Source organism: Streptomyces canus (assembly GCF_001514145.1).
In the GTDB taxonomy this organism is placed as follows: domain Bacteria; phylum Actinomycetota; class Actinomycetes; order Streptomycetales; family Streptomycetaceae; genus Streptomyces; species Streptomyces canus.
On record NZ_KQ948680.1, the window covers coordinates 25,940 to 48,337 of the forward strand.

The window sequence follows — 22,398 nt, forward strand, 5'->3', positions numbered from 1 at the left end:
ATCACGCGTGACCCGCAGCGTGTACGTGACCGGGATCGACCGCGGCGACGGCCGCCAGGTCGTCGAACTGGGGGTCATGGAGCTGCTGACCCGCCAGGTCGACCGGGTGGGGGTGTTCCGGCCGCTGGTGCACCACAGTCCCGACCGGCTCTTCGAGCTGCTGCGCGCCCGCTACCGGCTCACCCAGGACCCGGCCACCGTCTACGGCCTCGACTACCACGAGGCCTCCGCGCTGCAGGCCGAGCAGGGCACCGACGAGCTGGTCTCCACCCTGGTCGACCGCTTCCACCTGGTGGCCCGCGACTACGACGTCGTCCTGGTTCTCGGCACCGACTTCGCCGACACCCAGCTCCCGGACGAGCTCTCCCTCAACGCCCGGCTGGCCAACGAGTTCGGCGCCTCCGTGATCCCGGTCGTGGGCGGTCGGGGGCAGGCCGCCGAGTCGGTGCTCGCCGAGACCCGCAACGCCTACCGGGCCTACGACGGTCTGGGCTGCGACGTCCTCGCCATGGTCACCAACCGGGTGGTCCGGGAGGACCGGGACGAGATCGCCGAGCGGCTCTCGGGCCGCCTGCCCGTGCCCTGTTACGTCGTGCCGGACGATCCCGCCCTGGCCGCGCCCACCGTCGCCCAGATCGGCCAGGCCCTCGGTGCCCGGGTGGTCCTCGGCGACGACTCCGGGCTCGCCCGGGACGCCCTGGACTTCGTCTTCGGCGGCGCGATGCTGCCGAACTTCCTGAAGGCCCTGACCCCGGGCTGCCTGGTGGTCACCCCGGGCGACCGCGCGGACCTGGTCGTCGGCTCGCTCGCCGCGCACAGCGCCGGCACCCCGCCGATAGCCGGTGTGCTGCTCACCCTGAACGAGGTCCCGGGCGACGACGTCCTCACCCTCGCCGCCCGCCTGGCACCCGGCACCCCGGTACTCTCGGTGACCGGCACCAGCTTCCCCACCGCCGCCGAACTCTTCGCGCTGGAAGGGAAGCTGAACGCGGCCACGCCCCGCAAGGCGGAGACCGCGCTCGGTCTCTTCGAGCGGTACGCCGACACCGCCGACCTCGCCCGCCGGGTCTCCGCGCCGAGCAGCGACCGCCTCACCCCGATGATGTTCGAGCACAAGCTCCTGGAGACGGCCCGCTCCGACAAGCGCCGTGTCGTCCTGCCCGAGGGCACCGAGCCGCGCGTCCTGCACGCCGCCGAGGTCCTGCTGCGCCGGGGTGTGTGCGACCTCACCCTGCTCGGCCCGGTCGACCAGATCCGCAAGAAGGCCGCCGACCTCGGCATCGACCTCGGCGACTGCCAGTTGATCGACCCTGCGACCTCCGAACTGCGCGACGCCTTCGCCGAGAAGTACGCGGCGCTCAGGGCCCACAAGGGCGTCACGGTCGAGCTGGCCTACGACGTCGTCTCCGACGTGAACTACTTCGGCACCCTGATGGTCCAGGAGGGCCTCGCCGACGGCATGGTGTCCGGCTCGGTGCACTCCACCGCGGCGACCATCCGCCCCGCCTTCGAGATCATCAAGACCAAGCCGGACGCCGACATCGTCTCGTCGGTCTTCTTCATGTGCCTCGCCGACAAGGTGCTGGTGTACGGCGACTGTGCCGTGAACCCCGACCCCGACGCCGTGCAGCTCGCCGACATCGCCATCCAGTCGGCCGCGACCGCCGAGCAGTTCGGCGTGGAGCCGCGGATCGCGATGCTGTCGTACTCCACCGGTACGTCCGGTTCGGGCGCCGACGTCGACAAGGTGCGCGAGGCCACCGAGCTGGTACGGCAGCGGCGGCCCGACCTCAAGATCGAGGGGCCGATCCAGTACGACGCGGCCGTCGAGCCGACCGTGGCCGAGACCAAGCTGCCGGGCTCCGAAGTCGCGGGCCAGGCCAGCGTGTTGATCTTCCCCGACCTCAACACCGGTAACAACACCTACAAGGCCGTGCAGCGTTCGGCCGGCGCGATCGCCGTCGGGCCGGTGCTCCAGGGTCTGCGCAAGCCCGTCAACGACCTGTCCCGGGGCGCTCTCGTCTCGGACATCGTCAACACCGTCGCCATCACGGCGATCCAGGCCCAGATCCCGACTCCCGCCACAGAAAAGGCCACCGCCCAGTGAGCGCCACCCGCGTCCTCGTCCTCAACTCCGGCTCCTCGTCCGTGAAGTACCAGCTGCTCGACATGCGGGACAGCAGCCGGCTGGCGGCGGGGCTCGTCGAGCGCATCGGTGAGCAGTCCTCTCGGCTCAAGCACACGCCGCTGGCGACCGGCGGAGACCCGCGCGAGTGGACCGGCCCGATCGCCGACCACGACGCCGCGCTGAAGGCCGTATCCGAAGAACTGTCGAAGGACGGGCTCGGCCTCGACTCCCCCGAGTTGGTCGCGATAGGCCACCGTGTGGTGCACGGCGGCAAGACCTTCACCGAGCCGACGGTGATCGACGAGACCGTGCTCGCCGAGATCGAGCGGCTGATCCCGGTCGCCCCGCTGCACAACCCGGCCAACCTCACCGGCATCCGCACCGCGCGGGCGCTGCGCCCGGACCTGCCCCAGGTCGCCGTCTTCGACACCGCGTTCCACACCACGATGCCCGAGTCGGCCGCGCGCTACGCGATCGACGTGGCGACCGCCGACGCGCACCGCATCCGGCGCTACGGCTTCCACGGCACCTCGCACGCCTACGTGTCCCGGGCGACCGCGAAGCTGCTGGGCAAGGCACCCGAGGACGTCAACGTGATCGTGCTGCACCTGGGCAACGGCGCGAGCGCCTCCGCGGTCCGGGGCGGCAGGTGCGTGGACACCTCCATGGGGCTGACGCCTTTGGAGGGACTCGTGATGGGTACGCGCTCCGGAGACACCGATCCGGCCGTCATCTTCCATTTGGCGCGCGTTGGCAAAATGTCCATCGACGAAATCGACACTCTTCTCAACAAGAAGAGCGGACTGGTCGGCCTCTGCGGTGACAACGACATGCGGGAGATTCAGCGCCGGATCGACGAGGGCGACGAGCAGGCCGAGCTCGCCTTCGACATCTACATTCACCGTCTGAAGAAGTACATCGGCGCCTATTACGCCGTTCTCGGTACGGTGGACGCGATCGCGTTCACCGCCGGGGTCGGCGAGAACGCGGCGCCGGTGCGGGAGGCCGCCGTGGCGGGCCTGGAGACCCTGGGCCCGGCGGTGGACCGCGAGCTCAACGCCGTACGGAGCGACGAACCGCGGCTGATCTCGCCCGCCGACGCACGGGTGAAGGTCGCCGTGGTGCCGACCGACGAAGAACTGGAAATCGCGACGCAGACCTACGCACTGGTCTCGCGGCATTGATTTGCGGCTCCACCGCGTGGCGACTGAGCGGTAACCCAGCTGAGCGACGTTCCGCCCATTTGTATCTTCCGCCAGACGGAATATTCCGCAGCGAAACAAACCGATAGGATCGCCCCATGCGCCGTTCGAAAATCGTCTGTACTCTCGGCCCCGCGGTCGACTCCCACGAGATGCTGGTCTCGCTGATCGAAGCCGGCATGAACGTGGCCCGTTTCAACTTCAGCCACGGCACGCACGCCGAGCACCAGGGGCGGTACGACCGCGTCCGTGCCGCCGCCAAGGAGACCGGCCGGGCCATCGGTGTCCTCGCCGACCTGCAGGGCCCGAAGATCCGCCTGGAGACCTTCGCCGAAGGTCCGGTGGAGCTGGAGCGCGGTGACGAGTTCGTCATCACCGCCGAGGACGTCCCGGGTGACAAGACCATCTGCGGGACGACCTACAAGGGCCTGCCCGGTGACGTCTCCCGCGGCGACCAGATCCTCATCAACGACGGCAACGTCGAGCTGAAGGTCCTGGATGTCGAGGGCCCGCGGGTCAAGACGATGGTCATCGAGGGCGGTGTCGTCTCCGACCACAAGGGCATCAACCTGCCCGGCGCGGCGGTGAACGTCCCGGCGCTGAGCGAGAAGGACATCGAGGACCTCCGCTTCGCGCTGCGCATGGGCTGCGACATGGTCGCGCTGTCCTTCGTCCGGGACGCCAAGGACGTCGACGACGTCCACCGCGTGATGGACGAGGAGGGCCGCCGGGTCCCCGTCATCGCCAAGGTGGAGAAGCCGCAGGCGGTGGACAACATGGAGAGCGTCGTGATGGCGTTCGACGCCGTCATGGTGGCCCGTGGCGACCTGGCCGTCGAGTACCCGCTCGAGAAGGTCCCCATGGTGCAGAAGCGCCTGATCGAGCTGTGCCGCCGCAACGCCAAGCCGGTGATCGTGGCGACCCAGATGATGGAGTCGATGATCACCAACTCCCGCCCGACCCGCGCCGAGGCCTCCGACGTGGCCAACGCGATCCTGGACGGCGCGGACGCGGTCATGCTGTCGGCGGAGTCGAGCGTGGGCGCGTACCCGATCGAGACCGTCAAGACGATGTCGAAGATCGTCGTCGCGGCCGAGCAGGAGCTGATGTCGAAGGGCCTGCAGCCGCTGGTCCCGGGCAAGAAGCCCCGCACCCAGGGCGGTTCGGTGGCCCGCGCGGCCTGCGAGATCGCCGACTTCCTCGGCGGCCGCGGCCTGGTGGCCTTCACCCAGTCCGGCGACACCGCCCGGCGCCTTTCGCGCTACCGCGCGCAGCAGCCGATCATCGCCTTCACCACGGACGAGAACACCCGCAACCAGCTGGCGCTCAGCTGGGGCGTGGAGTCGCACGTGGTGCCGTTCGTGAACACCACGGACGAGATGGTCGACATGGTCGACCAGGAGATCGCCAAGATCAACCGCTTCAACCCGGGCGAGATCGTCATCATCACCGCCGGCTCACCCCCCGGCGTCGCGGGGACGACCAACATGCTGCGGGTGCACCACATCGGCGGCGCGCAGTAGGAATCCGTACGACATCGAGGGCGCCCCCTGTGGCAGGGGGCGCCCTCGATGCGTGTACTCAGCCGATCGTGCCGGCGTCCGCGGGGAAGTCCGGGGGCCAGGGCAGGGGGGCGTCGTACAGGGCCCCTCAGGGCTCACATACGCGCTGAGGGCGCCCTCTGTTGAAGAGGACACCCTCAGCGTGTGTGCGGCTCCCGGAAGGGTTCGTGTGGGGCGTCGGTCAGCTCTCGCTGTACTGGCGCATCCCGGGCACGGTCAGCGTCCCGCCGTACTGGGCGGCCTGCTGGACGGTCACATTGGTGAAGTAGATGATCGGGATGTTCAGCGGCGGAGGGCTGTCCGGGCTGAACGTGATCGGGATCAGCCCCAGCAGGTTGCCGGAGATGCTCTCGGTGTACATGATCGTCTTGTCGCCGGTGATCGTGGACTTCGTGCCCTTGCCCGCCTGCACGTGGTACGTCGTGCCCTGCTCGGTGACGGTCTGGTGGAGGTCACCGATCTCGGTGCCGCCGGAGATGACGTACTTCAGCACCTTCTTGGTCTTGCCGCTCGCGGTCCTGACCTTGACGACACCCTGGTAGTCGGCTCCCTTGAGCAGCAGCGAACTGGCCTTGAGGGTCCAGGCGTTGTCCGCCACCGTCACACCGGGCTCGGTGTCGCCCACGTCGTCCGTGGCGGCCGGGCAGTCCTCCGGGTCCGTGCTGGAACTCGCCGACGGGCTCGGGGAGGCCGTGGCGTCCGCCGCCGCCTCCTCGGCCGCCTTGGTGGTGTCCTCCACGGCCTTGGTGGTGTCCTTCGCCGCCTTGGACGCCGTGTCGGTCGTGTCCTTCACGGTGTTCTTCACCGTGTCGGTGACCTTGTCGGTCGTCTCCTTGACGGTGTCCCCCGCGCTGTCGTCCGCGCTCTTGGACGCCGAGGCCGAAGGGGTCGGCGTAGGGCTGGCACCGGACGCATCCCCGGAGCCGGAGCCGCCCGTGAAGATCCCGGTGATCGCGTCGCCGATGTCCGTCAGGAGGTTGCCGTCGTCGCTCGCGGAGGCCGAGGGGGACGCCGTGGCGGTGTCGGAGCTTCCGGAGGAGGAGCTGCTCTCCTCCTTGCTCGCGGAGGCGGACGGCGTGGGCGTGGGCGTGGCCTTGTCGTCGGACCCCGAATCCGACGAGGAGTCGCCGGAGTTCGAGCCGGAGCCCGACCCCGAGCCGGAGGAGGCCGACGGGGACGGTGTCGCCGTGGTGTCGTCGGTGGCCGGTGACGAACTCGCCGAGGCGGACGGGGAGGCGCTGCCGCTCAGTGCCGCGACACAGTCCTTGTACTCGTCCGCCGTCAGGCTCTTCGCGCTCGGCGCGTCATCGGCCAGCGCGAGCGTCGGCGTGAACCCGATGCCCATGAGAACGGCCGTCGGCATCGCCGCCATGGCTATCGCCTTGCCGGCCGGCATGTGGAACCTGGTGATCAGCGGCTTCTTGGGTGCCGCGTGGCGGGGCCCGGATCTCGCACGGGACGCGTCCACGTCAGCCCCGTGGGTCGCCTCGTCAGCCGGCACTGTGCCTCCCGTTCGCCCCGTTGACCGGGCTCGTTCCTGACAGATCGTTCGGCTCGCCCACCGGGTCCACCGGCCGCAGGAGCGTGGTGTCGTAGTCCGTGGCCTCGGGCGCGCCGCCCTCACCGCTCGTGTCCTGGGCGGCCGACTCCTCCGCGGGCGGTACGCCCGGCGCCCACGCCACGGCCATCGCCCCGCCGAACAGCGCGAAGAGGAAGCCGACGATGAAGCCGCCGAAGTTGGAGACGGGGAGGGACACCAGCCCGAGCATGATCGCCGCGACACCCGCGAAGGTGCGTACGTGCTTCTGGAACCAGAGGGTGATGCCCAGGACGACGAGCAGTACGCCGATGATCAGGGATCCTGCGCCCGCCGTGGTGGCCATGGCGATGGTCAGGCCACCGAGCTTGAGGTGCGCATACGGGAAGTACATGATCGGAAGTCCGCTGATCATGACGAACAGTCCCGCCCAGAACGGGCGGGTGCCCCGCCAGGCGCGGAACTGCTGCCTCCGGTGGGCGAACTGGCCGGGCGCGGCAGGACTCTCGGCGCTCATGGAAAACAGCTCCCTGGTGCGGCGTTGCTCTTGATGACGGTGTTTCGCGATGAAGAAAGTGGGGGGATGCGAAAGCGACGGGCGGGAGATGGCGGGCGGGGGACCGTAACGGCTCCCCCGCCCGTCACTGAGCGCCTAGTAGCACTCGATCCCGTCGCCGCTGCCCCAGCTCAGACCCATGTGGAGGTCGGAGAGCTTGAAGGTGCCGGCCGTGGTGGCCCACGCCGTCTGCTTCACATCGGTCAGCACGGCCTTGTCGGCCTGCTGGGCGAACCCGAACGGGTTGGACTGCTCCCCGTCCGCGGTCTTGGGCTTCGGGGTGTTCCCCTTGGTGGTCCCGGCGGGGACACCGATGTTGATGCCCGAGAACACGGCATCTTTCGCGTCGAGGTTGGCGACATCGATGTAGATCTTGTCGGCCTCGACCGCCGTGCCCTTGTCACCCGCGGTCAGCTTCAGGGTGACCGACTTGTTCAGGAACGGAACCGGGGTGACCACGGACTGGCACATGTTGGTGATCGTGGCGTGGTCGAACGCCGACACCGACACCGGGTGCGCCTGGTCCTTGCCGTCAAGACCCTTGCCGGAGTCTATGGCTCCGTACTGGTTCATGTCGTAGCCGACGAGCTGGCCGGCCCGGACCTTGAACTCCTGCCCCGACACACTGAACGACGCGGCAAGCGCGCCCTGCGCGAGGGCGACACCTATCACAGCCGTGGCGGCAACGCTGGGCACCATGACCACAGCGAACCGCTTCCATCTTGTCCCGCCACGCACCTGGGACTCCATATTTCCTCCTTCTCGGACGTACATCTCCTGGCCCTGACTGCCCCTGTCGAAAGGACGGCTCAGCCGGGCAGGGATGGGAGAAGTGCTACGTCCTCGGGAAGGAGAGCGCCTGCACTCGGAGGCGCCAATTGCGCACCGATCACCGGCGATCACCCCCGAGCGACAACCACTGGTCGCGCCTGACACGCATCACGCACAACCTTGCTGGACAGGCTCCGCCGTGTGGGCGAAGACCCCCCTGTCCAAGAGCCGGCGCACCTGCCGCCGACCCTGCTCGGTGGGGACCCAAGGAATCCCGCCGCCCGACCGGCTGTCGGGGTACGGGAAAGGACCGAGCGTCGCCGATCGTGGTGCATTCTCGCCGCCCGCACAAGGGGCTTCGTTACTCGGTAGTAACGGCCGGATAACCGAACAACGACCCGCTGGTCTCGGTCGACGACGCTCGGTGGCAAACAGGGGGAGGACAAAGCAGTTGATCGATGGACAGAATCCGACAGATCAACGGCCCTGACTTACTGGAAGTAACAGCGGCCGCGTTTACCAAGTTTTGGCAAAGCGCGGCCGCAGTGACGTTCTGACGGCAAATCTTTCACTCCGGCAACACATGCCGTGGTGTTTAGCAACTGGTCAGAACCGGGCTCGCGCCCCGCTCGGACCCCCCGCTCAGAACAGGGCGCGGGAGAGCGCCCTGCGGGCCGCCGACACCCTCGGATCGTCGGCGCCGACCACCTCGAAGAGCTCAAGTAGCCGAATCCGTACGGTGTCCCGCTCGTCACCCGCCGTGCGCCGCACGGTGTCGATGAGCCGCCCGAACGCGTCCTCGACATGACCGCCGACCAGATCCAGGTCGGCGGCGGCGATCTGCGCCCGTGCGTCACCCGGCTTCTCGGCCGCCTCCTTGCGCACCTGCTGCGGGTCGAGGCCCTGCACCCGGTGGAGCAACTCGGCCTGAGCGAGCCCCAGTTTGGCCTCGCTGTTACCGGGGTCGTCACTCAGTACGTTCTTGTACGCCTGGACGGCACCGCCGAAGTCCCCTGCGTCCAGGGCGTGTACGGCGGCTTCGAGGAGTGCGTCGTACGGTCCCGCGGGCACGGCCGCGGGCTCTGGGGCGGCACCGGGGTCGGCGTCCGGGTCGACCGCGAGACCGGTCAGCCCGAAGCGCTGCTCGGCGACCTGCACCAACTGGTCCAGGGTCTGCTGGATCTGCTCCTTGCCTGCCGCGCCCTGGAAGAGCGGCAGGGCCTGGCCGGCGACGACGGCGAACACGGCCGGGATGCCCTGCACCCCGAACTGCTGCATCAGCATCTGGTTGGCGTCGACGTCGATCTTGGCGAGGAGCAGGCGTCCGTTGTACTCGACGACGAGCTGCTCCAGGACGGGGCTCAGCTGCTTGCAGGGCTCGCACCACTCGGCCCAGAAGTCGATGACGACCGGGACCTCGGTGGACCGCTGCAGGACATCGCGCTCGAAGCCCGCCTCGTCTACGTCGATGACGAGATCGGCCGGGGAGACGGCACCCGGGCCGCCGCCCTGCCGTGCGGCTTCGGCGCGCGCCTGCTCCGCCTTCGCCTTGGCCTCCTGGGCCGCCTTCACCGCGGCGAGGTCGACGACTCCGCTCATGGACATGTTCCGTGGCTGCATGCGTCTATCCTCCCCCGTGGGCGCGCGTCTGTGAAAAGCGATGTGAAAGCCGGTCGTGCAGCGCGGCCCTGACGCCGGGTCCCCACCCCGCGCCGTGCGTACCACCGCTCGCTTACGTCCGTCGCGAGCTTTCGCTACGAGTCGTAGCGTAATGGCACCGAGTGCCTGCCCGGAACCCCGCCCCGGTGATCTCTCTCACTGCGACCGAGAACCGCCCGTTATGGTCGGAGGATGCAGAGCCGCACCCCCGCCCCACGCGCCACAGGGCGCCCGCGCAGCGCCGCCGCGGACACCGCGATCCTCGCGGCGACGAGGGCGGCGCTGGTGGAGCTGGGCTGGTCGAAGCTCACGCTGGGAGATGTGGCTACCCGTGCGGGGGTCGCGAAAACCACCCTCTACCGCCGCTGGGCCGGCAAGAACGAACTCGTCGTCGACGCGGTGGCCGAACTCTTCGACGAACTGGAACTCCCCGACAGCGGGACCCTCGCCGCGGACATCGAGGGCGTCGTCCTCCAGTTCGCGGCGATCCTGGCGCGACCGGAGGCCCAGAACGGGCTGATGGCGGTGGTCGCGGAGTCGTGCCGCGACGACGCGCTGCGCGAACGCATCCGGTCGTCGATCGTCGACCGCCAGAAGCGTCTGGTCCTCGAGGGCCGGGAACGCGCCCAGGCCCGGGGCGAACTCCCGCCGGAGGCCGACCCCTTGGAAGCGGCCCGCACGGTCGACCTGATCTTCGACATGGTGGCGGGTGCGGTGGTCCACCGCACCCTGGTCAGCGCGGAACCGGCGGACGCGGCATGGGTCCACGGCTTCACCCAGGTGCTGTTGACGGGCTTGACGGGACCGGCCGTGGAGTGAGGCGCGTGGGCGCGGTCAGAACCCGGCCGGCTCCATGTACACCCCCCACTCGTCCCGCAGCACCCCGCAGATCTCCCCGAGTGTCGCCTCCGACCGCACCGCGGCCAGCATCGGCTCGATCATGTTGGACCCGTCGCGGGCGGCAACGAGCATGCCGTCCAGGGCAGTTCGCACCCCCGCCTCGTCCCGGGCGGCCCTACGACCGCTCAGCACCCGCACCTGCTCCCGCTCCACCTCGTGACTCACCCGCAGGATCTCCAGGTCGCCGGTGACCGAGCCATGGTGGACGTTCACCCCCACGACCCTCTTCTCGCCCTTCTCCAGGGCCTGTTGGTACCGGAAGGCCGACTCGGCGATCTCGCCCGTGAACCAGCCGTCCTCGATGCCGCGCAGGATGCCGGAGGTGACGGGCCCGATGGGGTGCCGCCCGTCGGGGTGCGCCCTGAGCCCGCGCTCCTTGATCTGCTCGAAGATCTTCTCCGCGTCCGCCTCGATCCGGTCCGTCAGCTGCTCGACGAACCAGGAACCGCCCAGCGGGTCGGCCACGCTCGCCACCCCGGTCTCCTCCATGAGCACCTGCTGGGTGCGCAGCGCGATCTCCGCGGCCTGCTCGGAGGGGAGCGCGAGCGTCTCGTCCAGCGCGTTGGTGTGCAGGGAGTTGGTCCCGCCCAGGACCGCGGCCAGCGCCTCGACCGCCGTACGCACCACGTTGTTGTACGGCTGCTGCGCGGTCAGCGAGACGCCCGCGGTCTGGGTGTGGAACCGCAGCCACTGCGCCTTCTCGGAGCGCGCCCCGTACACGTCCCGCATCCACCGCGCCCAAATGCGCCGCGCCGCCCGGAACTTGGCGATCTCCTCGAAGAAGTCGACGTGCGCGTCGAAGAAGAAGGAGAGGCCGGGCGCGAACACGTCGACGTCCAGCCCGCGCGACAGCCCCAGCTCCACGTACCCGAAGCCGTCCGCGAGCGTGTACGCCAGTTCCTGCGCCGCCGTGGAACCGGCCTCACGGATGTGGTACCCGGAGACGGACAGCGGCTTGTAGGCGGGGATGCCGGCCGCGCAGTACTCCATCAGGTCGCCGATCAGGCGCAGGTGCGGCTCGGGCTGGAAGAGCCACTCCTTCTGCGCGATGTACTCCTTGAAGATGTCCGTCTGGAGCGTGCCGTTGAGGACGGCGGGATCCACGCCCTGCCGCTCGGCCGCGACCAGGTACATGCAGAAGACGGGGACGGCCGGTCCGCTGATCGTCATCGACGTCGTGACGTCACCCAGCGGAATGTCCTGGAACAGGACCTCCATGTCCGCCGCCGAGTCGATGGCGACCCCGCAGTGCCCGACCTCGCCGAGGGACCGGGGGTCGTCGGAGTCCCGCCCCATCAGCGTCGGCATGTCGAAGGCGACCGACAGGCCGCCGCCTCCGTTGGCGAGGATCTTCTTGTACCGCTCGTTGGTCTGCTCGGCGTTCCCGAACCCGGCGAACTGGCGGATGGTCCACGTCCGCCCCCGGTAGCCCGTCGGATACAGCCCGCGCGTGAAGGGGTACTCCCCGGGCCACCCGATCCGCTCGAAGCCCTCGTACGCGTCCCCCGGCCGCGGCCCGTACACCGGCTCCACGGGATCACCCGAGAGCGTCGTGAAGTCGGCCTCACGCTTACGCGAGGCGTCGTACCGGGCCTGCCAGCGTCGGCGGCCCTCTTCGATGGCGTCAGCGTCCATACCTTCGAAGTTACTAGGACGTCCGAGTAAACGTCGAAGGACGACCGCCGTACGCGTGTTGTACGGCGGTGGGGGCTACGCCTTGACGGGTGCGGGGGCCTGTTCGGTGAACTTGCCCTCCAGCTCGCGGCTGATCTTCCGCTCCACGAAGAAGGCGGCCGTCGGAATCGTCCCGGCGAGCAGCACCCACACCTGCTTGAGGATGGGCCACCTCGCCTTGGAGCCCAGGTCGAAGGCGAAGACCAGGTAGACCACGTACAGCCAGCCGTGCGCGATGGCGACGACGCGGGTGACGTCCGCGGCGCCGTCGATGTCCAGGCCGTACTTGGCGATCATGCTCAGGCACAGCAGGACCAGCAGCACACCGGTGACGTAGGCCAGGACGCGGTAGCGGGTCAGCACGCTCTTTTTCATGCCTACGAGCGTAACCACGCGTTCCGGGCGATCTTCCCGCGGGTCAGTCCTCGTCGAAGTCGTGCGCGGCGACCCTCAGCGGCCGCAGCATCGCGAAGATCTCCGCGCACTCCTCGGCGTCGTACACGCCGAGCCCGAAGTCCATCGCCATGAGGTCACGTGTGGCGGCCTCGACGACTTCGCGGCCCTTGTCGGTGATGGAGGCGAGGGTGCCGCGGCCGTCGTGGGGATTCGGACGCTTGTCGACGAGACCGGACCTGACCAGGCGGTCCACGGTGTTGGTGACCGAGGTGGGATGCACCATCAGCCGCTCACCGATCTTCGACATCGGCAGCTCGCCGGCCTTGGAGAAGTTGAGCAGCACCAGCGCCTCGTACCGCGCGAACGTCAGCCCGTACGGCTTGACCACGGCGTCGACCTCAGCGAGCAGGATCTGGTGCGCACGCATGATGGAGGTGATCGCGGACATGGACGGCACGTTTCCCCAGCGCTGCTTCCAGAGTTCGTCGGCGCGGGCGATGGGGTCGAAGGGAAGACTGAGCGGCTTCGGCACGGCAACGACCTTACCGGCCGGTCACATCGTGGTCAGCACCGTCTCGCCTTTCAGACGGTTGCCTCCGGCGGGGGTTGCCTGCGGCGGCCTGTGCGGGTTCGGCGGGGGCGGGCGTTGTGCGCAGTTCCCCGCGCCCCTGGATGCCTGCGGCGCAGCTGCGGCCCCGGTGGGGGCTGGTGTAGCGCGTGCGGGTGTGTTGTGGGTGGGGGGTGCGGCGAACGGTCCGTCGTGGTGCGGGTGACTGCAACTCCCCAGGGGCGCGGGGCTGTATCGATGTGCGGCTACCGCCGCGCGGGCGCGACCAGCCCCCACTCACCCACACCCGCACCCGCCCGACAACCGACCCCGGCACTCCCGTAGGCGCCCGGCCTAAGCCCCGCGCACGCAACCCGTCACCGACATCACCAGGGAGTACAGAGATGTCGTGGCCGCGATGAACATCCGGTTCCCCTTCGGTCCGCCGAAAGTCACGTTGGCCACCGGCTCCGGGACGCGGATGCGGCCGATCAGCGTGCCGTCGGGGGCGTAGCAGTGGATGCCGTCGGCCAGGGCGGCAGCCCACAGGCGGCCCTCGTCGTCGAAGCGGATGTTGTCGAAGTGGACGCCCTCCCGGGCCTCGGCGAAGACCTTGCCGCCCGAGAGCGTGCCGTCGGCGTGGATGTCGTACTCGTGGATCCGCGCCGCCCGCGAGTCGGAGACGTACAGCCGCTGCTCGTCGGGGGACAGGATCACCCCGTTGGGCCCGTCCAGCCCGTCGGCGGCGAGAGACACGTCGCCCGTGGCCGGATCGATCCGGTACACATGGCACGCGCCGATCTCGGACTCGGCCCGGTGCCCCTCGTAGTCGCTGAGGATGCCGAAGTCCGGGTCGGAGAACCAGATCGTGCCGTCGGAGCGTACGACGGAGTCGTTCGGGCTGTTCAGGCGCTTGCCTTGGTAGCGCTCGGCCAGCACGGTCATCGTGCCGTCGGGCTCGGTGCGGGTCACGCGGCGGTTGCCCTGTTCGCAGCTGAGGAGGCGGCCCCGGCCGTCGACGGTGTTGCCGTTGATGTTGCCTGCCGGGGTGCGGAAGACGCCGACCGTGCCGGTGGTCTCGTCCCAGCGCAGGAGGCGGTCGTTCGGGATGTCGCTCCAGATCAGCTGCCGCCAGGCGGGCAGATAGACGGGGCCCTCGGCCCAGCGGCAGTCGTCGTACAGGACCTCCAGCCTGCTGTCGCCGTTGGTACAGGGGCGGAAGCGGTCGTCCAGGATCTCGTAGAGGCTGTCGGAGCCGGGCATGGTGTCCTCCTCGGGTCAGGGGTGGGACGGGGTCAGCGGCGGCCGGTCCTGCGGAGGTGGTGGCGCACCGCGCGCTGGGCGACCGGGCCCAGGTCCTCCAGCGCGGCGACGAGTGCGCCGAGTTGTTCCAGGGCGTCCAGGGCCGCGGTGGCGCCGGACGCGTCGACCCCTTCGTACAGCTCGATGCCCACGAAGGAGGCGGCCACCGCGCGGGCCAGGCCCGCGGGGTCGGCGAACTCTCCGAAGGGCGTGGCCGCGAGGACCCTGGTGAGGACCTTCTCGATCTCGGTGATCCACAGCTCCAGGCCCGCCGCGGTGGCCGGGCCGAGGGTGGCGTGGGTCTGGGCGCCGGCCAGCAGCTGGCCGAGGAGGGCCACGTGGCCTCCGGCGCGCTCCTCCTCGTGGACCTGCCGTCCCACCGCGAGGAGTTCGGACAGCGAGGTCACGGCGGCCATCCGTGCCCGGTAGCGGGACACCGCGCGCTCCGCGCCGTAGTGGCAGGCCGCCGCGAGGAGTTCGTCGACCGAGCCGAAGTGGTAGAAGACCAGGGCCTGGTTGACCCCGGCGGTCGCCGCGACCGTGCGGGCGGACGTCTTGGCGATGCCCTGCTCGGTGAGGGTGCGCAGGGCGCCTTCCAGGAGTTTGGTCTTGGTCTCCACGGACTTGGCGGACTCGGGGCTCATGCGCGTGCCTCCTCGCGCACGGGGCGGAGACCGGGGCGGACTCCGCAGGCGGTGATGTCGCTGTACGTCGCCTCGAAGGAGCCCTCGTAGCCGAAGAGGGGGCCGAAGTAACGGTTGACGACCCGGACGCTGATGCGGAAACGGTCAGCCCTGTCGTCGTACGACTCCCTCACCTCCGCCGTCGCGCCGATCAGCTCGGGCACCCGGACGTCCACCACGCCCTCCCGGAACCGGTGCTCCCCGGAGCGGATCAGCAGTGAGCCGTCGGGCTCGGCGTGGAAGTGGAGCTCGCTGGCCAGGTGCTGGTGGGTACCGAGGTAGTCGAGGATGCGGTCTCCCTTGGGGCTCAGCACCATCTGGGCGTCGAAGCGGCGGGGGCGGCCGGGCAGGTGGAAGGTGCGCACGAAGGTCACCGTCTCACGGCCGTAGGTGTCCGCGTAGGGCACGTTCTCGATCACGAACGGCACGTTCCGGCCCGGTCTCGGTACCAGGATGTTGCGGGTCGTACCGAGGGCCAGGAAGGGCTTCACGAAGGCCCCGCCGTGCCAGATGCGGTCCATCACACCCCGGCCGGTGCACGCCTCACCGGTCGTCAGGCCGACCGAGAAGCGGCGCTGGAGCTGAGGGTGCAGGCGGTCGAAGTCGGCGCCCATCACGGTGCGGAACATCGAGGTCATCGCGGCGTCTCCAGGGTGCGAAGGACACGCGGTGCACGCACGCGTGTGGCGGGCCGGCGCAGACAGCGGCGGGCGGCCGGGGTGCCGGGCAGGGGTGATGTGAACAGGGCCAGCGAGATGACGACGGCGAGGAGGAGTGGCGAGACGTAGGCCATCGACGCCGCCAGGGGGCCGAAGAGGTGCAGGAAGCGCTCCAGGCCGAGTCCGGCGGCGCCGACGATCACGACGAGGGTGCGGACGAGGAGCTCGGCGAGCCAGTTCCGCAGCGCGCGCTCCGGGGTGATCCCGCGCTCCAGCCACAGGCGCAGCCGGTCGAAGGACCAGGCCGTCGCCCAGCCGATCACGGGGCGGAAGAGCAGGCGGTCGGTCACGGCGCCGACGCGGCCCCAGCGCGGGCGGTAGTCGTATCCGGTGAGGAAGGTGACGCCGTCGCCGTCGCCGTCGGGGAGGTAGCGCCAGTAGCCGCTGCCCTCCGCGAGGAGCGAGAGCGGGTGCGGGGAGGAGAAGCGCAGGGCGGAGGTGCGGGTGCCGTCGGGGCGTTCCCGCTCCCCCGCGGAGACTCCCGTGCCGGCGACGGTGAGACCGGGCAGCACCCGGGTGGCGTACCGGAAGCGCTGCGGCTCGCCGTCCGCGCGCGGGAGGTGGGTGATCCGGGTGAAGCGGAGGTCCCAGCGCTGGTGCTGGGACGGTTCCTGTGTCCGAGTCCAGAGATCGTCGAGATCGGCGCGGATGCGTGCCTCGATGTAAAGCCCCATTGATACCCCCAGGTGAGCTCGCTATTTGAGCGATCGCTCAAACACCCTGAGGAGGAACGTACCATGCTTTTGAGCGATCGCTCAAACAGGAGGTACGAGAAAACCCCGGCCCGCGCGGGCCGGGGTTCGTGCGTCGTGGTGAGGCCGGGGTCAGTCGGCGAGGTGCCGTTCCACCGTCTCCACCTTGGAGGTCAGACCGTCCGTCACCCCGGGGCGGATGTCCGCCTTGAGCACCAGCGAGACGCGTGGCGCCCGCGCCTCCACGGCGGCCACGGCACGCTTGACGACCTCCATGACCTCGTCCCACTCTCCCTCGATCGAGGTGAACATGGCGTCGGTGCGGTTCGGCAGGCCTGACTCCCGGACGACCCGCACCGCGTCGGCGACGTACTCCCCCACGTCCTCGCCGACCCCCAGCGGGGTCACGGAGAAGGCGACGATCATGCGTTCACGACCCCTTCCTTGCGGGCGCGCGAGGCGATGACCGCGTCCTCGGCCTCGCGCTTGAGCCTGCGCTCGGCGAAGAAGCCGCCGGTGGGCAGCACGGAGAGCACGAAGTACCAGATGCCCGTCTTCGCGGACCACTTGGTGCGGTTCCAGGCGTCGAACCAGAAGATCACGTACAGGATGAACAGGACGCCGTGGACCATGCCCATCACCGGCACGGCGTTGAAGTCCGTGGTCCGCTTCAGCACCGAGCAGACGAGCAGGAGCAGGAACGAGACCGCCTCGGGAGCGGAGATCAGGCGGAGGCGTCGGATGGCGGAGGCTGTCTTGAGGTCCACGGGTCACCTTCGGTGGGAGGTACGTCGACAGTTTGTGAACGCACGCACAAGCGTCCGCCCATTGTGACAAACGGTTCCGGGTAGCCGGGGCACGGGGTCCGACTGCGGGTCCGTTGTGGCTCGCGCGGTTCCCCGCGCCCCTGGGTCGGACAGGTGCACGCACGTGCAGACGCGTACGGCGGCGAGGGGACGGGGTGGGGGTGTCCGCCCGCAGCGGCCGGCGTCCGACACCGAGCACCGCTGAAGCACCAGCAGCCGCCGGACCGAGGACGGACACCCCCCACCCCGGCCCCGACCCACAACACACCCGCACGCGCTACACGCACCCCCACCGAAGCCGAAACGGGCCGCCGCAGGCACTCAGGGGCGCGGGGAACTGCGCACAACGCCCGCCCCCACCCCACCCGAACCCGCACAGGCCGCCGCAGGCACCCCGCACCCTAAGGGACCACTCAGGGTGCGGCTCCACCCGCAGGACCTGTTGGCAGGGCCCTGCGCCCGCTACCTTCACTCCGTGGCGATGTTCCGACTTCAAGGCAGCAAGGTGCTCGCCGTCGACATGACCGGGGACGCCGTGAAGGCGAAGAACGGCTCGATGGTCGCGTACGACGGGCAGATGACGTTCAAGAAGATGAGCGGCGGTGGTGAGGGGATCCGGGGGATGGTGACCCGGCGGATCACCGGCGAGCAGATGACCGTGATGGAGGTGTCGGGGCACGGGACGTGCTGGTTCGCGGACCGGGCCTCGGAGATCAACCTCGTCGGCCTCCAGGGGGACAAGCTGTACGTGGAGTCGAGCAACCTGCTCGCGACCGACGCCGGACTCCGGACCGGCACCAGCTTCACCGGCCTGCGCGGCGCCTCACAGGGCAACGGCCTGTTCACGACCACGGTCGAGGGCCACGGCCAGGCCGCGATCATGTCGGACGGCCCGGCGGTCGTCCTGCGGGTCAGCCGCCAGTACCCGCTGACCGTCGACCCCGGCGCCTACATCGCCCACCAGGGCAACCTCAGCCAGTCCTTCCAGTCCGGTGTGACGTTCCGCACATTCATGGGCGAGGGTGGCGGCGAGGCCTTCCAGATCCGCTTCGAGGGCGACGGCCTGGTGTACGTCCAGCCCAGCGAGCGGAACACGATCGCGGGGGATGTGTGACATGCCCTTCAGCGAGATCAACTCCAAGATGGTCGAGGCGACCGTCCTGCCGGGCCAGCGGTTGTTCAGCCAGCGCGGCGCGATGCTGGCGTACCGGGGCGAGGTGTCCTTCACCCCGAACCTCCAGGGCGGCCAGGGCGGCGTCATGTCGATGATCGGCCGCCGCGTGGCCAACGAGGACACGCCCCTGATGACCGTCGAGGGCAGCGGCACCGTCCTGTTCGGGCACGGTGGCCACCACGTCCAGATCATCAACCTCACCGGCGACACCCTGTACGTCGAGGCGGACCGCCTGCTCGCCTTCGAGGGCACCCTGCAGCAGGGCACCATGTTCATGGGCTCGCAGGGCGGCGTCATGGGCATGGTGCGCGGCCAGATCAGCGGCCAGGGCCTCTTCACCACCACGCTCAAGGGACACGGCTCGGTGGCCGTCATGGCCCACGGCGGGGTCTTCGAGGTCCCCGTCACCCCGCAGCGCCCGGTCCACGTCGACCCGCAGGCCTACGTCGCCCATCACGGCGACGTCCGCAACAAGCTGTCGACGGCGCTCGGCTGGCGCGACATGGTGGGCCGCGGCTCCGGCGAGGCCTTCCAACTGGAGCTCAGCGGGAACGGCGTGGTGTACGTCCAGGCCTCGGAGGAGAAGCTGTGAGCCACTACCCGGGCGCGGGCCCCACCGTGCACGACCCCATGACGCTGCCTTCGGACGACAACGTCAACAACTACACCTTCTGCGTGGAGCTCAAAGGGAGCCAGTGGTTCCTGCAGAAGGGGAAGATGATCGCCTACTACGGTCAGATGGATTTCAACGGCATCGGACACGGCCGCCTCGACGGTCTCATCCGTACGTCCTTCCATTCGCCTCTGCACGCAAGCGACTGGGTCGTGGCGCAGGGCTCGGGCAAGATGCTCCTCGCCGACCGGGCCTTCGACGTGAACTCCTACGACCTCGAGGACGGCAACCTGACCATTCGCTCGGGCAACCTGCTCGCTTTTCAGCCAAGTCTCGCGTTGAAGCAGTCGATCGTGCCGGGCTTCCTGACGCTCATCGGAACCGGAAAGTTCGTGGCCGCCTCCAACGGCCCGGTGGTGTTCATGGAGCCCCCGATCCGGGTGGACCCGCAAGCGCTTGTGGGCTGGGCCGACTGCCCCTCGCCGTGCCACCACTACGACCACGGCTACATGACGGGTCTGATGGGCGGTCTACGTGCGATGACGGGCCTCGGCGGGGCCTCTGGGGAAGAGCACCAGTTCGAGTTCGTGGGGGCCGGCACCGTACTGCTCCAGTCGACGGAGGTCCTGATGGCCGAACAGGCCGTCGGAGCGACTCCGCAGCAGGCCGGAGTACCCGGCGGACACGGGGCACCCACAGGGCATCCACAGCAGCCGGGGGCACCGCGCCTTCCCGGACAGCTGGGGGACCTCCAGCGTCGCTTCGGGCTGTGAGCGGTAGTCTGCGGAGTGTGACATCGAACGCGTGCGCACAGTCACACCACCCTCATTAGTTCGCCTTTCAACTTCTTAGGTAGACTTCATTCATGGAGACCGAGACGGCCACGCGCTGGCTGACCGATGCGGAGCAGTGCGCCTGGCGCACCCACCTGGAGGTCAACAGGCTGTTGACGTATCAGCTCGAGAGGGACCTTCAGCCGTTCGGCCTGACGATGAACGACTACGAGATCCTGGTCAATCTCTCCGAGTCGGAGGGCGTACGGATGCGGATGAGCGACCTCGCCTCCGCCACCCTCCAGTCCAAGAGCCGGCTCTCGCACCAGATCACCCGCATGGAGAACGCGGACCTGGTCCGGCGCGAGAACTGCGAGTCCGACCGCCGCGGCCTGTACGCGGTCCTGACCGAGCACGGCATGGAGACGATGAAGAAGGTCGCGCCCCATCATGTGGCGTCTGTGCGGAGGCACTTCATCGACCTCGTGCCGGCTGAGTCCCTGACCGAACTGGACAAGGCCCTCAAGCCGATCGCGGAGCACTTGCGGGGGCAGCGAGGGCGCCCCTGACACCGGGGCCCGATCAGGCGATCGGCAGGCGGAGTTCGAACAGAGCTCCGCCTGTCGGCGCGTCCCGCACCGTCAGCGTCCCACCATGCCGAGTGGCGACGTCACGGGCGATGGCGAGTCCGAGCCCGGCGCCGCCGTCGTCCCGCGCCCGCGCCTCGTCCAGCCGCACGAACCGCTCGAAGATCCGCTCCCGGTCCCCGGCCGGCACCCCGTCCCCGTCGTCGCCGACCTCGACCACGGCATCCCGGTCACCGTCCCGTCGTACCGTCACCACGACCGCCGACCGCGCGTGCCGTCCCGCGTTGTCCAGCAGGTTGTCGAGCACGCGCTCCAACTGCCCCCGGGACCCCGTCACTTCCACGGCGTCCGCCCGCACCGTCACCCCGGCCCGCCCGGCGGCCCGCTCCCGGGCCAGCGCCGCCAGCGCGACCCGCGCGCCGGCGCCCCGCTCCCCCGCGTCCAGGCGAGCCAGCAACAGCAGGTCCGCCGCGAGGTGCTGCAGCCGTACGGTGTCCTCGACCGCCCCGTCCAGGTCCAGCAACTCGGGATGCGCGGCGGCCACTTCGAGCTGGGTGCGCAGCGAGGCGATCGGGCTGCGCAGTTCGTGCGAGGCGTCGGCGACGAACCGGCGCTGGCGCTCGACGGAGGTCTCCAGCGCGGCCAGCGTCTCGTTGGTGGTGCGGGCGAGTCGGGCCACCTCGTCGTGGGTGTCCGGCACCGGGACGCGGCGGGCGAGGTCCTCGGAGGCGGTGATCGCGGCCATTTCCTGGCGGATGGCCTCGACCGGACGAAGGGCGCGACGAGTGACCGCCCAGGTCACCCAGGCGACCACCGCGAGGAGCACGGGCAGGCCGATGAGCATGACCGTGGCGGCGGTGTGCACGGCGTCCTGCTGGGCCTGGAGCGAGGCGCCGGCGTACACCCGGACCGTTCGGTCACTCCGGTCCGTGACCTCGACCTGGGCGAACCGGTACGCGACGCTCTCGCCGTCCACGGTGGCCCGGCCCTGCCCATGCCAGGTGATCTCACCGACCTCACCGACCTCGGGGTCGTCCTCGTCGTCGTCCCGCCCCGCGTCGGGGCTCGAAACGGGAGTGACGTCGGGGGCGCCGGTGCCGCTGATCGCCTCCAGGTCCTCGCTCACCGCGAGCACCCGCCCGTCCCGGTCGACCACCTGGACCGGATGGTCCCCGTCCAGGTCGAGCTCCCGGTACGGCACGCCCTGCGCGATCTGCGTCGCCACGTTGCGGGCGGCGCTGTCGGCGGCCGTGTCCGCCTGGCCCGCGAGGTTGCTGCGCAGCGACAGCAGGACGACGGCGCCCGCGGCGACCAGGGCCACTGCCACCACCGCGGTCGCGGCCAGCGTGGCCCGGGCCCGGACCGAGCCGAACAGGCGCCTCATCTCGCGGACTCCAGCCGGTACCCGGCACCGCGGACCGTGTGGATGAGGCCCGCGTCCAGCTTGCGGCGCAAGGTGCTGACGTAGACCTCGACGATGTTGGGGTCGCCGTCGTACGCGAAGTCCCAGACGTGCTCCAGGATCTGCGCCTTGGAGACCACCTCGCCGGCCCGCACCGCGAGTTGTTCCAGGACCGAGAACTCCTTGGCGGTGAGGGTGACCTCGTCGTCGTCGAGGAAGACCCGGCGGGCGGCGGTGTCGATCCTCAGCCCACCGAGTTCGAGCACCGGCGACGCCCCGGCGCCCTGCCCGCGTCGACGCAGCAGCGCCTTGATCCGGGCGACCAGGACGACATAGGAGAAGGGCTTGGTCAGATAGTCGTCGGCGCCGGTGTCCAGGCCCTCGGCCTCGTCGTACTCGCCGTCCTTGGCGGTGAGCATCAGGATCGGCACCTCGTGGCCCGCGGCCCGTAGGGCGGCGCAGACCCGGTAGCCGTTGAGGCCGGGCAGCATGATGTCGAGGATCACCAGGTCGTACGACCCCTCGGTGGCCCGGTGCAGCCCCTCCCGGCCGTCGTGGACGACATCGACGGCGTAGCCCTCGGCGGTGAGGCCCTTGGCGAGGGACAGGGCTAGGCGGCGTTCGTCCTCGACGATCAGCAGGCGCATGCGTACAGGGTGGCAAAGCGAACCTGAAGGCGCCTTCAGGGGGCTTCAGGTCACGTTCAGCTCCCCTC

General features: G+C 69.7%; 23 protein-coding genes. 8 read left to right on the forward strand and 15 right to left on the reverse strand.

Annotated elements, in window-relative coordinates; translation table 11 throughout:
- The first annotated feature begins 7 nt into the window (after nucleotides 1-7).
- The 3 genes from pta (at nucleotide 8) to pyk (ending at nucleotide 4,853) form a co-directional block, all read left to right on the forward strand.
- Nucleotides 8-2,107: a phosphate acetyltransferase gene (gene pta, locus AQJ46_RS46155; RefSeq protein WP_059211355.1), complete on the forward strand. Its 2,100-nt coding sequence runs from the start codon at nucleotides 8-10 to the stop codon at nucleotides 2,105-2,107.
- Nucleotides 2,104-3,312, forward strand: a complete 1,209-nt coding sequence (locus AQJ46_RS46160) for an acetate kinase (RefSeq protein WP_059211356.1) — start codon at nucleotides 2,104-2,106, stop codon at nucleotides 3,310-3,312. Before pta ends, AQJ46_RS46160 begins: the two co-directional genes overlap by 4 nt.
- A 116-nt stretch (nucleotides 3,313-3,428) precedes the next feature.
- Complete coding sequence (gene pyk / locus AQJ46_RS46165; RefSeq protein WP_057612037.1) at nucleotides 3,429-4,853, forward strand: pyruvate kinase; 1,425 nt, start codon at nucleotides 3,429-3,431, stop codon at nucleotides 4,851-4,853.
- Nucleotides 4,854-5,073: 220 nt separating this feature from the next.
- Here the strand turns inward: pyk and AQJ46_RS46170 are convergent, their stop codons facing one another.
- From AQJ46_RS46170 to AQJ46_RS46185, 4 genes are all read right to left on the reverse strand, one after another.
- Nucleotides 5,074-6,393 carry a hypothetical protein gene (locus AQJ46_RS46170; RefSeq protein ID WP_059211357.1) on the reverse strand — a complete coding sequence of 440 codons (1,320 nt, stop codon included), beginning with the start codon at nucleotides 6,391-6,393 and terminating at the stop codon, nucleotides 5,074-5,076.
- Nucleotides 6,383-6,946 carry a DUF6114 domain-containing protein gene (locus tag AQJ46_RS46175; RefSeq protein ID WP_059211358.1) on the reverse strand — a complete coding sequence of 188 codons (564 nt, stop codon included), beginning with the start codon at nucleotides 6,944-6,946 and terminating at the stop codon, nucleotides 6,383-6,385. The genes AQJ46_RS46170 and AQJ46_RS46175 overlap by 11 nt, the downstream gene beginning before the upstream one ends.
- 135 nt (nucleotides 6,947-7,081) lie before the next feature.
- A complete protein-coding gene (locus tag AQJ46_RS46180; protein WP_020122730.1) occupies nucleotides 7,082-7,735 on the reverse strand; it encodes a DUF6230 family protein in 654 nt (217 codons plus the stop codon).
- 663 nt (nucleotides 7,736-8,398) lie between these two features.
- On the reverse strand, nucleotides 8,399-9,376 hold the full coding sequence (locus tag AQJ46_RS46185) for a tetratricopeptide repeat protein (RefSeq protein ID WP_059211359.1): 978 nt from the start codon (nucleotides 9,374-9,376) through the stop codon (nucleotides 8,399-8,401).
- A 231-nt stretch (nucleotides 9,377-9,607) separates the two neighbouring features.
- Here AQJ46_RS46185 and AQJ46_RS46190 point away from each other — a divergent pair, with 231 nt between their 5' ends.
- A complete protein-coding gene (locus AQJ46_RS46190; RefSeq protein WP_057612042.1) occupies nucleotides 9,608-10,234 on the forward strand; it encodes a TetR/AcrR family transcriptional regulator in 627 nt (208 codons plus the stop codon).
- A gap of 15 nt (nucleotides 10,235-10,249) precedes the next feature.
- On the opposite strand, the gene AQJ46_RS46195 is transcribed toward AQJ46_RS46190, so the two are convergent.
- The 9 genes from AQJ46_RS46195 to AQJ46_RS46235 all read right to left on the reverse strand — a co-directional run bounded on the left by AQJ46_RS46195 (nucleotide 10,250) and on the right by AQJ46_RS46235 (nucleotide 17,095).
- Nucleotides 10,250-11,950, reverse strand: a complete 1,701-nt coding sequence (locus AQJ46_RS46195) for an acyl-CoA mutase large subunit family protein (protein ID WP_059211360.1) — start codon at nucleotides 11,948-11,950, stop codon at nucleotides 10,250-10,252.
- Between the two features lie 75 nt (nucleotides 11,951-12,025).
- Complete coding sequence (locus AQJ46_RS46200) at nucleotides 12,026-12,364, reverse strand: DUF3817 domain-containing protein (protein WP_059211361.1); 339 nt, start codon at nucleotides 12,362-12,364, stop codon at nucleotides 12,026-12,028.
- 43 nt (nucleotides 12,365-12,407) lie between these two features.
- Entirely contained in the window at nucleotides 12,408-12,917 is a 510-nt protein-coding gene (locus AQJ46_RS46205) for a MarR family winged helix-turn-helix transcriptional regulator (RefSeq protein WP_059211362.1), read from the reverse strand.
- Between the two features lie 369 nt (nucleotides 12,918-13,286).
- A complete protein-coding gene (locus AQJ46_RS46210) occupies nucleotides 13,287-14,195 on the reverse strand; it encodes an SMP-30/gluconolactonase/LRE family protein (protein WP_059211363.1) in 909 nt (302 codons plus the stop codon).
- A 32-nt stretch (nucleotides 14,196-14,227) separates the two neighbouring features.
- A complete protein-coding gene (locus AQJ46_RS46215) occupies nucleotides 14,228-14,878 on the reverse strand; it encodes a TetR/AcrR family transcriptional regulator (protein ID WP_059211364.1) in 651 nt (216 codons plus the stop codon).
- Nucleotides 14,875-15,555: a DUF4166 domain-containing protein gene (locus tag AQJ46_RS46220; RefSeq protein WP_059211365.1), complete on the reverse strand. Its 681-nt coding sequence runs from the start codon at nucleotides 15,553-15,555 to the stop codon at nucleotides 14,875-14,877. Before AQJ46_RS46220 ends, AQJ46_RS46215 begins: the two co-directional genes overlap by 4 nt.
- On the reverse strand, nucleotides 15,552-16,310 hold the full coding sequence (locus AQJ46_RS46225; protein WP_059211366.1) for a hypothetical protein: 759 nt from the start codon (nucleotides 16,308-16,310) through the stop codon (nucleotides 15,552-15,554). Before AQJ46_RS46225 ends, AQJ46_RS46220 begins: the two co-directional genes overlap by 4 nt.
- A 150-nt stretch (nucleotides 16,311-16,460) precedes the next feature.
- Nucleotides 16,461-16,754, reverse strand: a complete 294-nt coding sequence (locus AQJ46_RS46230) for an MTH1187 family thiamine-binding protein (protein ID WP_057612050.1) — start codon at nucleotides 16,752-16,754, stop codon at nucleotides 16,461-16,463.
- Nucleotides 16,751-17,095, reverse strand: a complete 345-nt coding sequence (locus AQJ46_RS46235; protein WP_057612051.1) for a DUF3817 domain-containing protein — start codon at nucleotides 17,093-17,095, stop codon at nucleotides 16,751-16,753. The genes AQJ46_RS46230 and AQJ46_RS46235 overlap by 4 nt, the downstream gene beginning before the upstream one ends.
- A gap of 520 nt (nucleotides 17,096-17,615) precedes the next feature.
- Between AQJ46_RS46235 and AQJ46_RS46240 the strand changes: the two genes are divergently transcribed.
- From AQJ46_RS46240 to AQJ46_RS46255, 4 genes are all read left to right on the forward strand, one after another.
- Nucleotides 17,616-18,248, forward strand: coding sequence for an AIM24 family protein (locus AQJ46_RS46240; protein WP_057612253.1), 633 nt, complete (start codon nucleotides 17,616-17,618; stop codon nucleotides 18,246-18,248).
- Nucleotide 18,249: 1 nt separating this feature from the next.
- Complete coding sequence (locus AQJ46_RS46245; protein WP_057612052.1) at nucleotides 18,250-18,900, forward strand: AIM24 family protein; 651 nt, start codon at nucleotides 18,250-18,252, stop codon at nucleotides 18,898-18,900.
- Nucleotides 18,897-19,694 (forward strand): AIM24 family protein, encoded by a 798-nt coding sequence (locus tag AQJ46_RS46250; RefSeq protein ID WP_059211367.1) that lies wholly within the window; start codon nucleotides 18,897-18,899, stop codon nucleotides 19,692-19,694. The genes AQJ46_RS46245 and AQJ46_RS46250 overlap by 4 nt, the downstream gene beginning before the upstream one ends.
- Before the next feature lie 92 nt (nucleotides 19,695-19,786).
- Nucleotides 19,787-20,263, forward strand: coding sequence for a MarR family winged helix-turn-helix transcriptional regulator (locus AQJ46_RS46255; protein ID WP_057612054.1), 477 nt, complete (start codon nucleotides 19,787-19,789; stop codon nucleotides 20,261-20,263).
- A 13-nt stretch (nucleotides 20,264-20,276) separates the two neighbouring features.
- On the opposite strand, the gene AQJ46_RS46260 is transcribed toward AQJ46_RS46255, so the two are convergent.
- Entirely contained in the window at nucleotides 20,277-21,665 is a 1,389-nt protein-coding gene (locus AQJ46_RS46260; RefSeq protein ID WP_059211368.1) for a sensor histidine kinase, read from the reverse strand.
- Nucleotides 21,662-22,330 (reverse strand): response regulator transcription factor, encoded by a 669-nt coding sequence (locus tag AQJ46_RS46265; protein WP_059211369.1) that lies wholly within the window; start codon nucleotides 22,328-22,330, stop codon nucleotides 21,662-21,664. The genes AQJ46_RS46260 and AQJ46_RS46265 overlap by 4 nt, the downstream gene beginning before the upstream one ends.
- Nucleotides 22,331-22,398 lie beyond the last annotated feature (68 nt).

Bases quoted from the DNA above. Each gene is read 5' to 3' on its own strand.
- AQJ46_RS46220 (WP_059211365.1), bottom strand. From the start codon at position 15,555: ATGACCTCGATGTTCCGCACCGTGATGGGCGCCGACTTCGACCGCCTG.
- AQJ46_RS46215 (WP_059211364.1), bottom strand. From the start codon at position 14,878: ATGAGCCCCGAGTCCGCCAAGTCCGTGGAGACCAAGACCAAACTCCTG.
- AQJ46_RS46225 (WP_059211366.1), bottom strand. From the start codon at position 16,310: ATGGGGCTTTACATCGAGGCACGCATCCGCGCCGATCTCGACGATCTC.
- AQJ46_RS46260 (WP_059211368.1), bottom strand. From the start codon at position 21,665: ATGAGGCGCCTGTTCGGCTCGGTCCGGGCCCGGGCCACGCTGGCCGCG.
- AQJ46_RS46240 (WP_057612253.1), top strand. From the start codon at position 17,616: ATGTTCCGACTTCAAGGCAGCAAGGTGCTCGCCGTCGACATGACCGGG.
- AQJ46_RS46245 (WP_057612052.1), top strand. From the start codon at position 18,250: ATGCCCTTCAGCGAGATCAACTCCAAGATGGTCGAGGCGACCGTCCTG.
- AQJ46_RS46190 (WP_057612042.1), top strand. From the start codon at position 9,608: ATGCAGAGCCGCACCCCCGCCCCACGCGCCACAGGGCGCCCGCGCAGC.
- AQJ46_RS46195 (WP_059211360.1), bottom strand. From the start codon at position 11,950: ATGGACGCTGACGCCATCGAAGAGGGCCGCCGACGCTGGCAGGCCCGG.
- AQJ46_RS46230 (WP_057612050.1), bottom strand. From the start codon at position 16,754: ATGATCGTCGCCTTCTCCGTGACCCCGCTGGGGGTCGGCGAGGACGTG.
- AQJ46_RS46185 (WP_059211359.1), bottom strand. From the start codon at position 9,376: ATGCAGCCACGGAACATGTCCATGAGCGGAGTCGTCGACCTCGCCGCG.
- AQJ46_RS46175 (WP_059211358.1), bottom strand. From the start codon at position 6,946: ATGAGCGCCGAGAGTCCTGCCGCGCCCGGCCAGTTCGCCCACCGGAGG.
- AQJ46_RS46255 (WP_057612054.1), top strand. From the start codon at position 19,787: ATGGAGACCGAGACGGCCACGCGCTGGCTGACCGATGCGGAGCAGTGC.
- AQJ46_RS46265 (WP_059211369.1), bottom strand. From the start codon at position 22,330: ATGCGCCTGCTGATCGTCGAGGACGAACGCCGCCTAGCCCTGTCCCTC.
- AQJ46_RS46200 (WP_059211361.1), bottom strand. From the start codon at position 12,364: ATGAAAAAGAGCGTGCTGACCCGCTACCGCGTCCTGGCCTACGTCACC.
- AQJ46_RS46210 (WP_059211363.1), bottom strand. From the start codon at position 14,195: ATGCCCGGCTCCGACAGCCTCTACGAGATCCTGGACGACCGCTTCCGC.
- AQJ46_RS46180 (WP_020122730.1), bottom strand. From the start codon at position 7,735: ATGGAGTCCCAGGTGCGTGGCGGGACAAGATGGAAGCGGTTCGCTGTG.
- pyk (WP_057612037.1), top strand. From the start codon at position 3,429: ATGCGCCGTTCGAAAATCGTCTGTACTCTCGGCCCCGCGGTCGACTCC.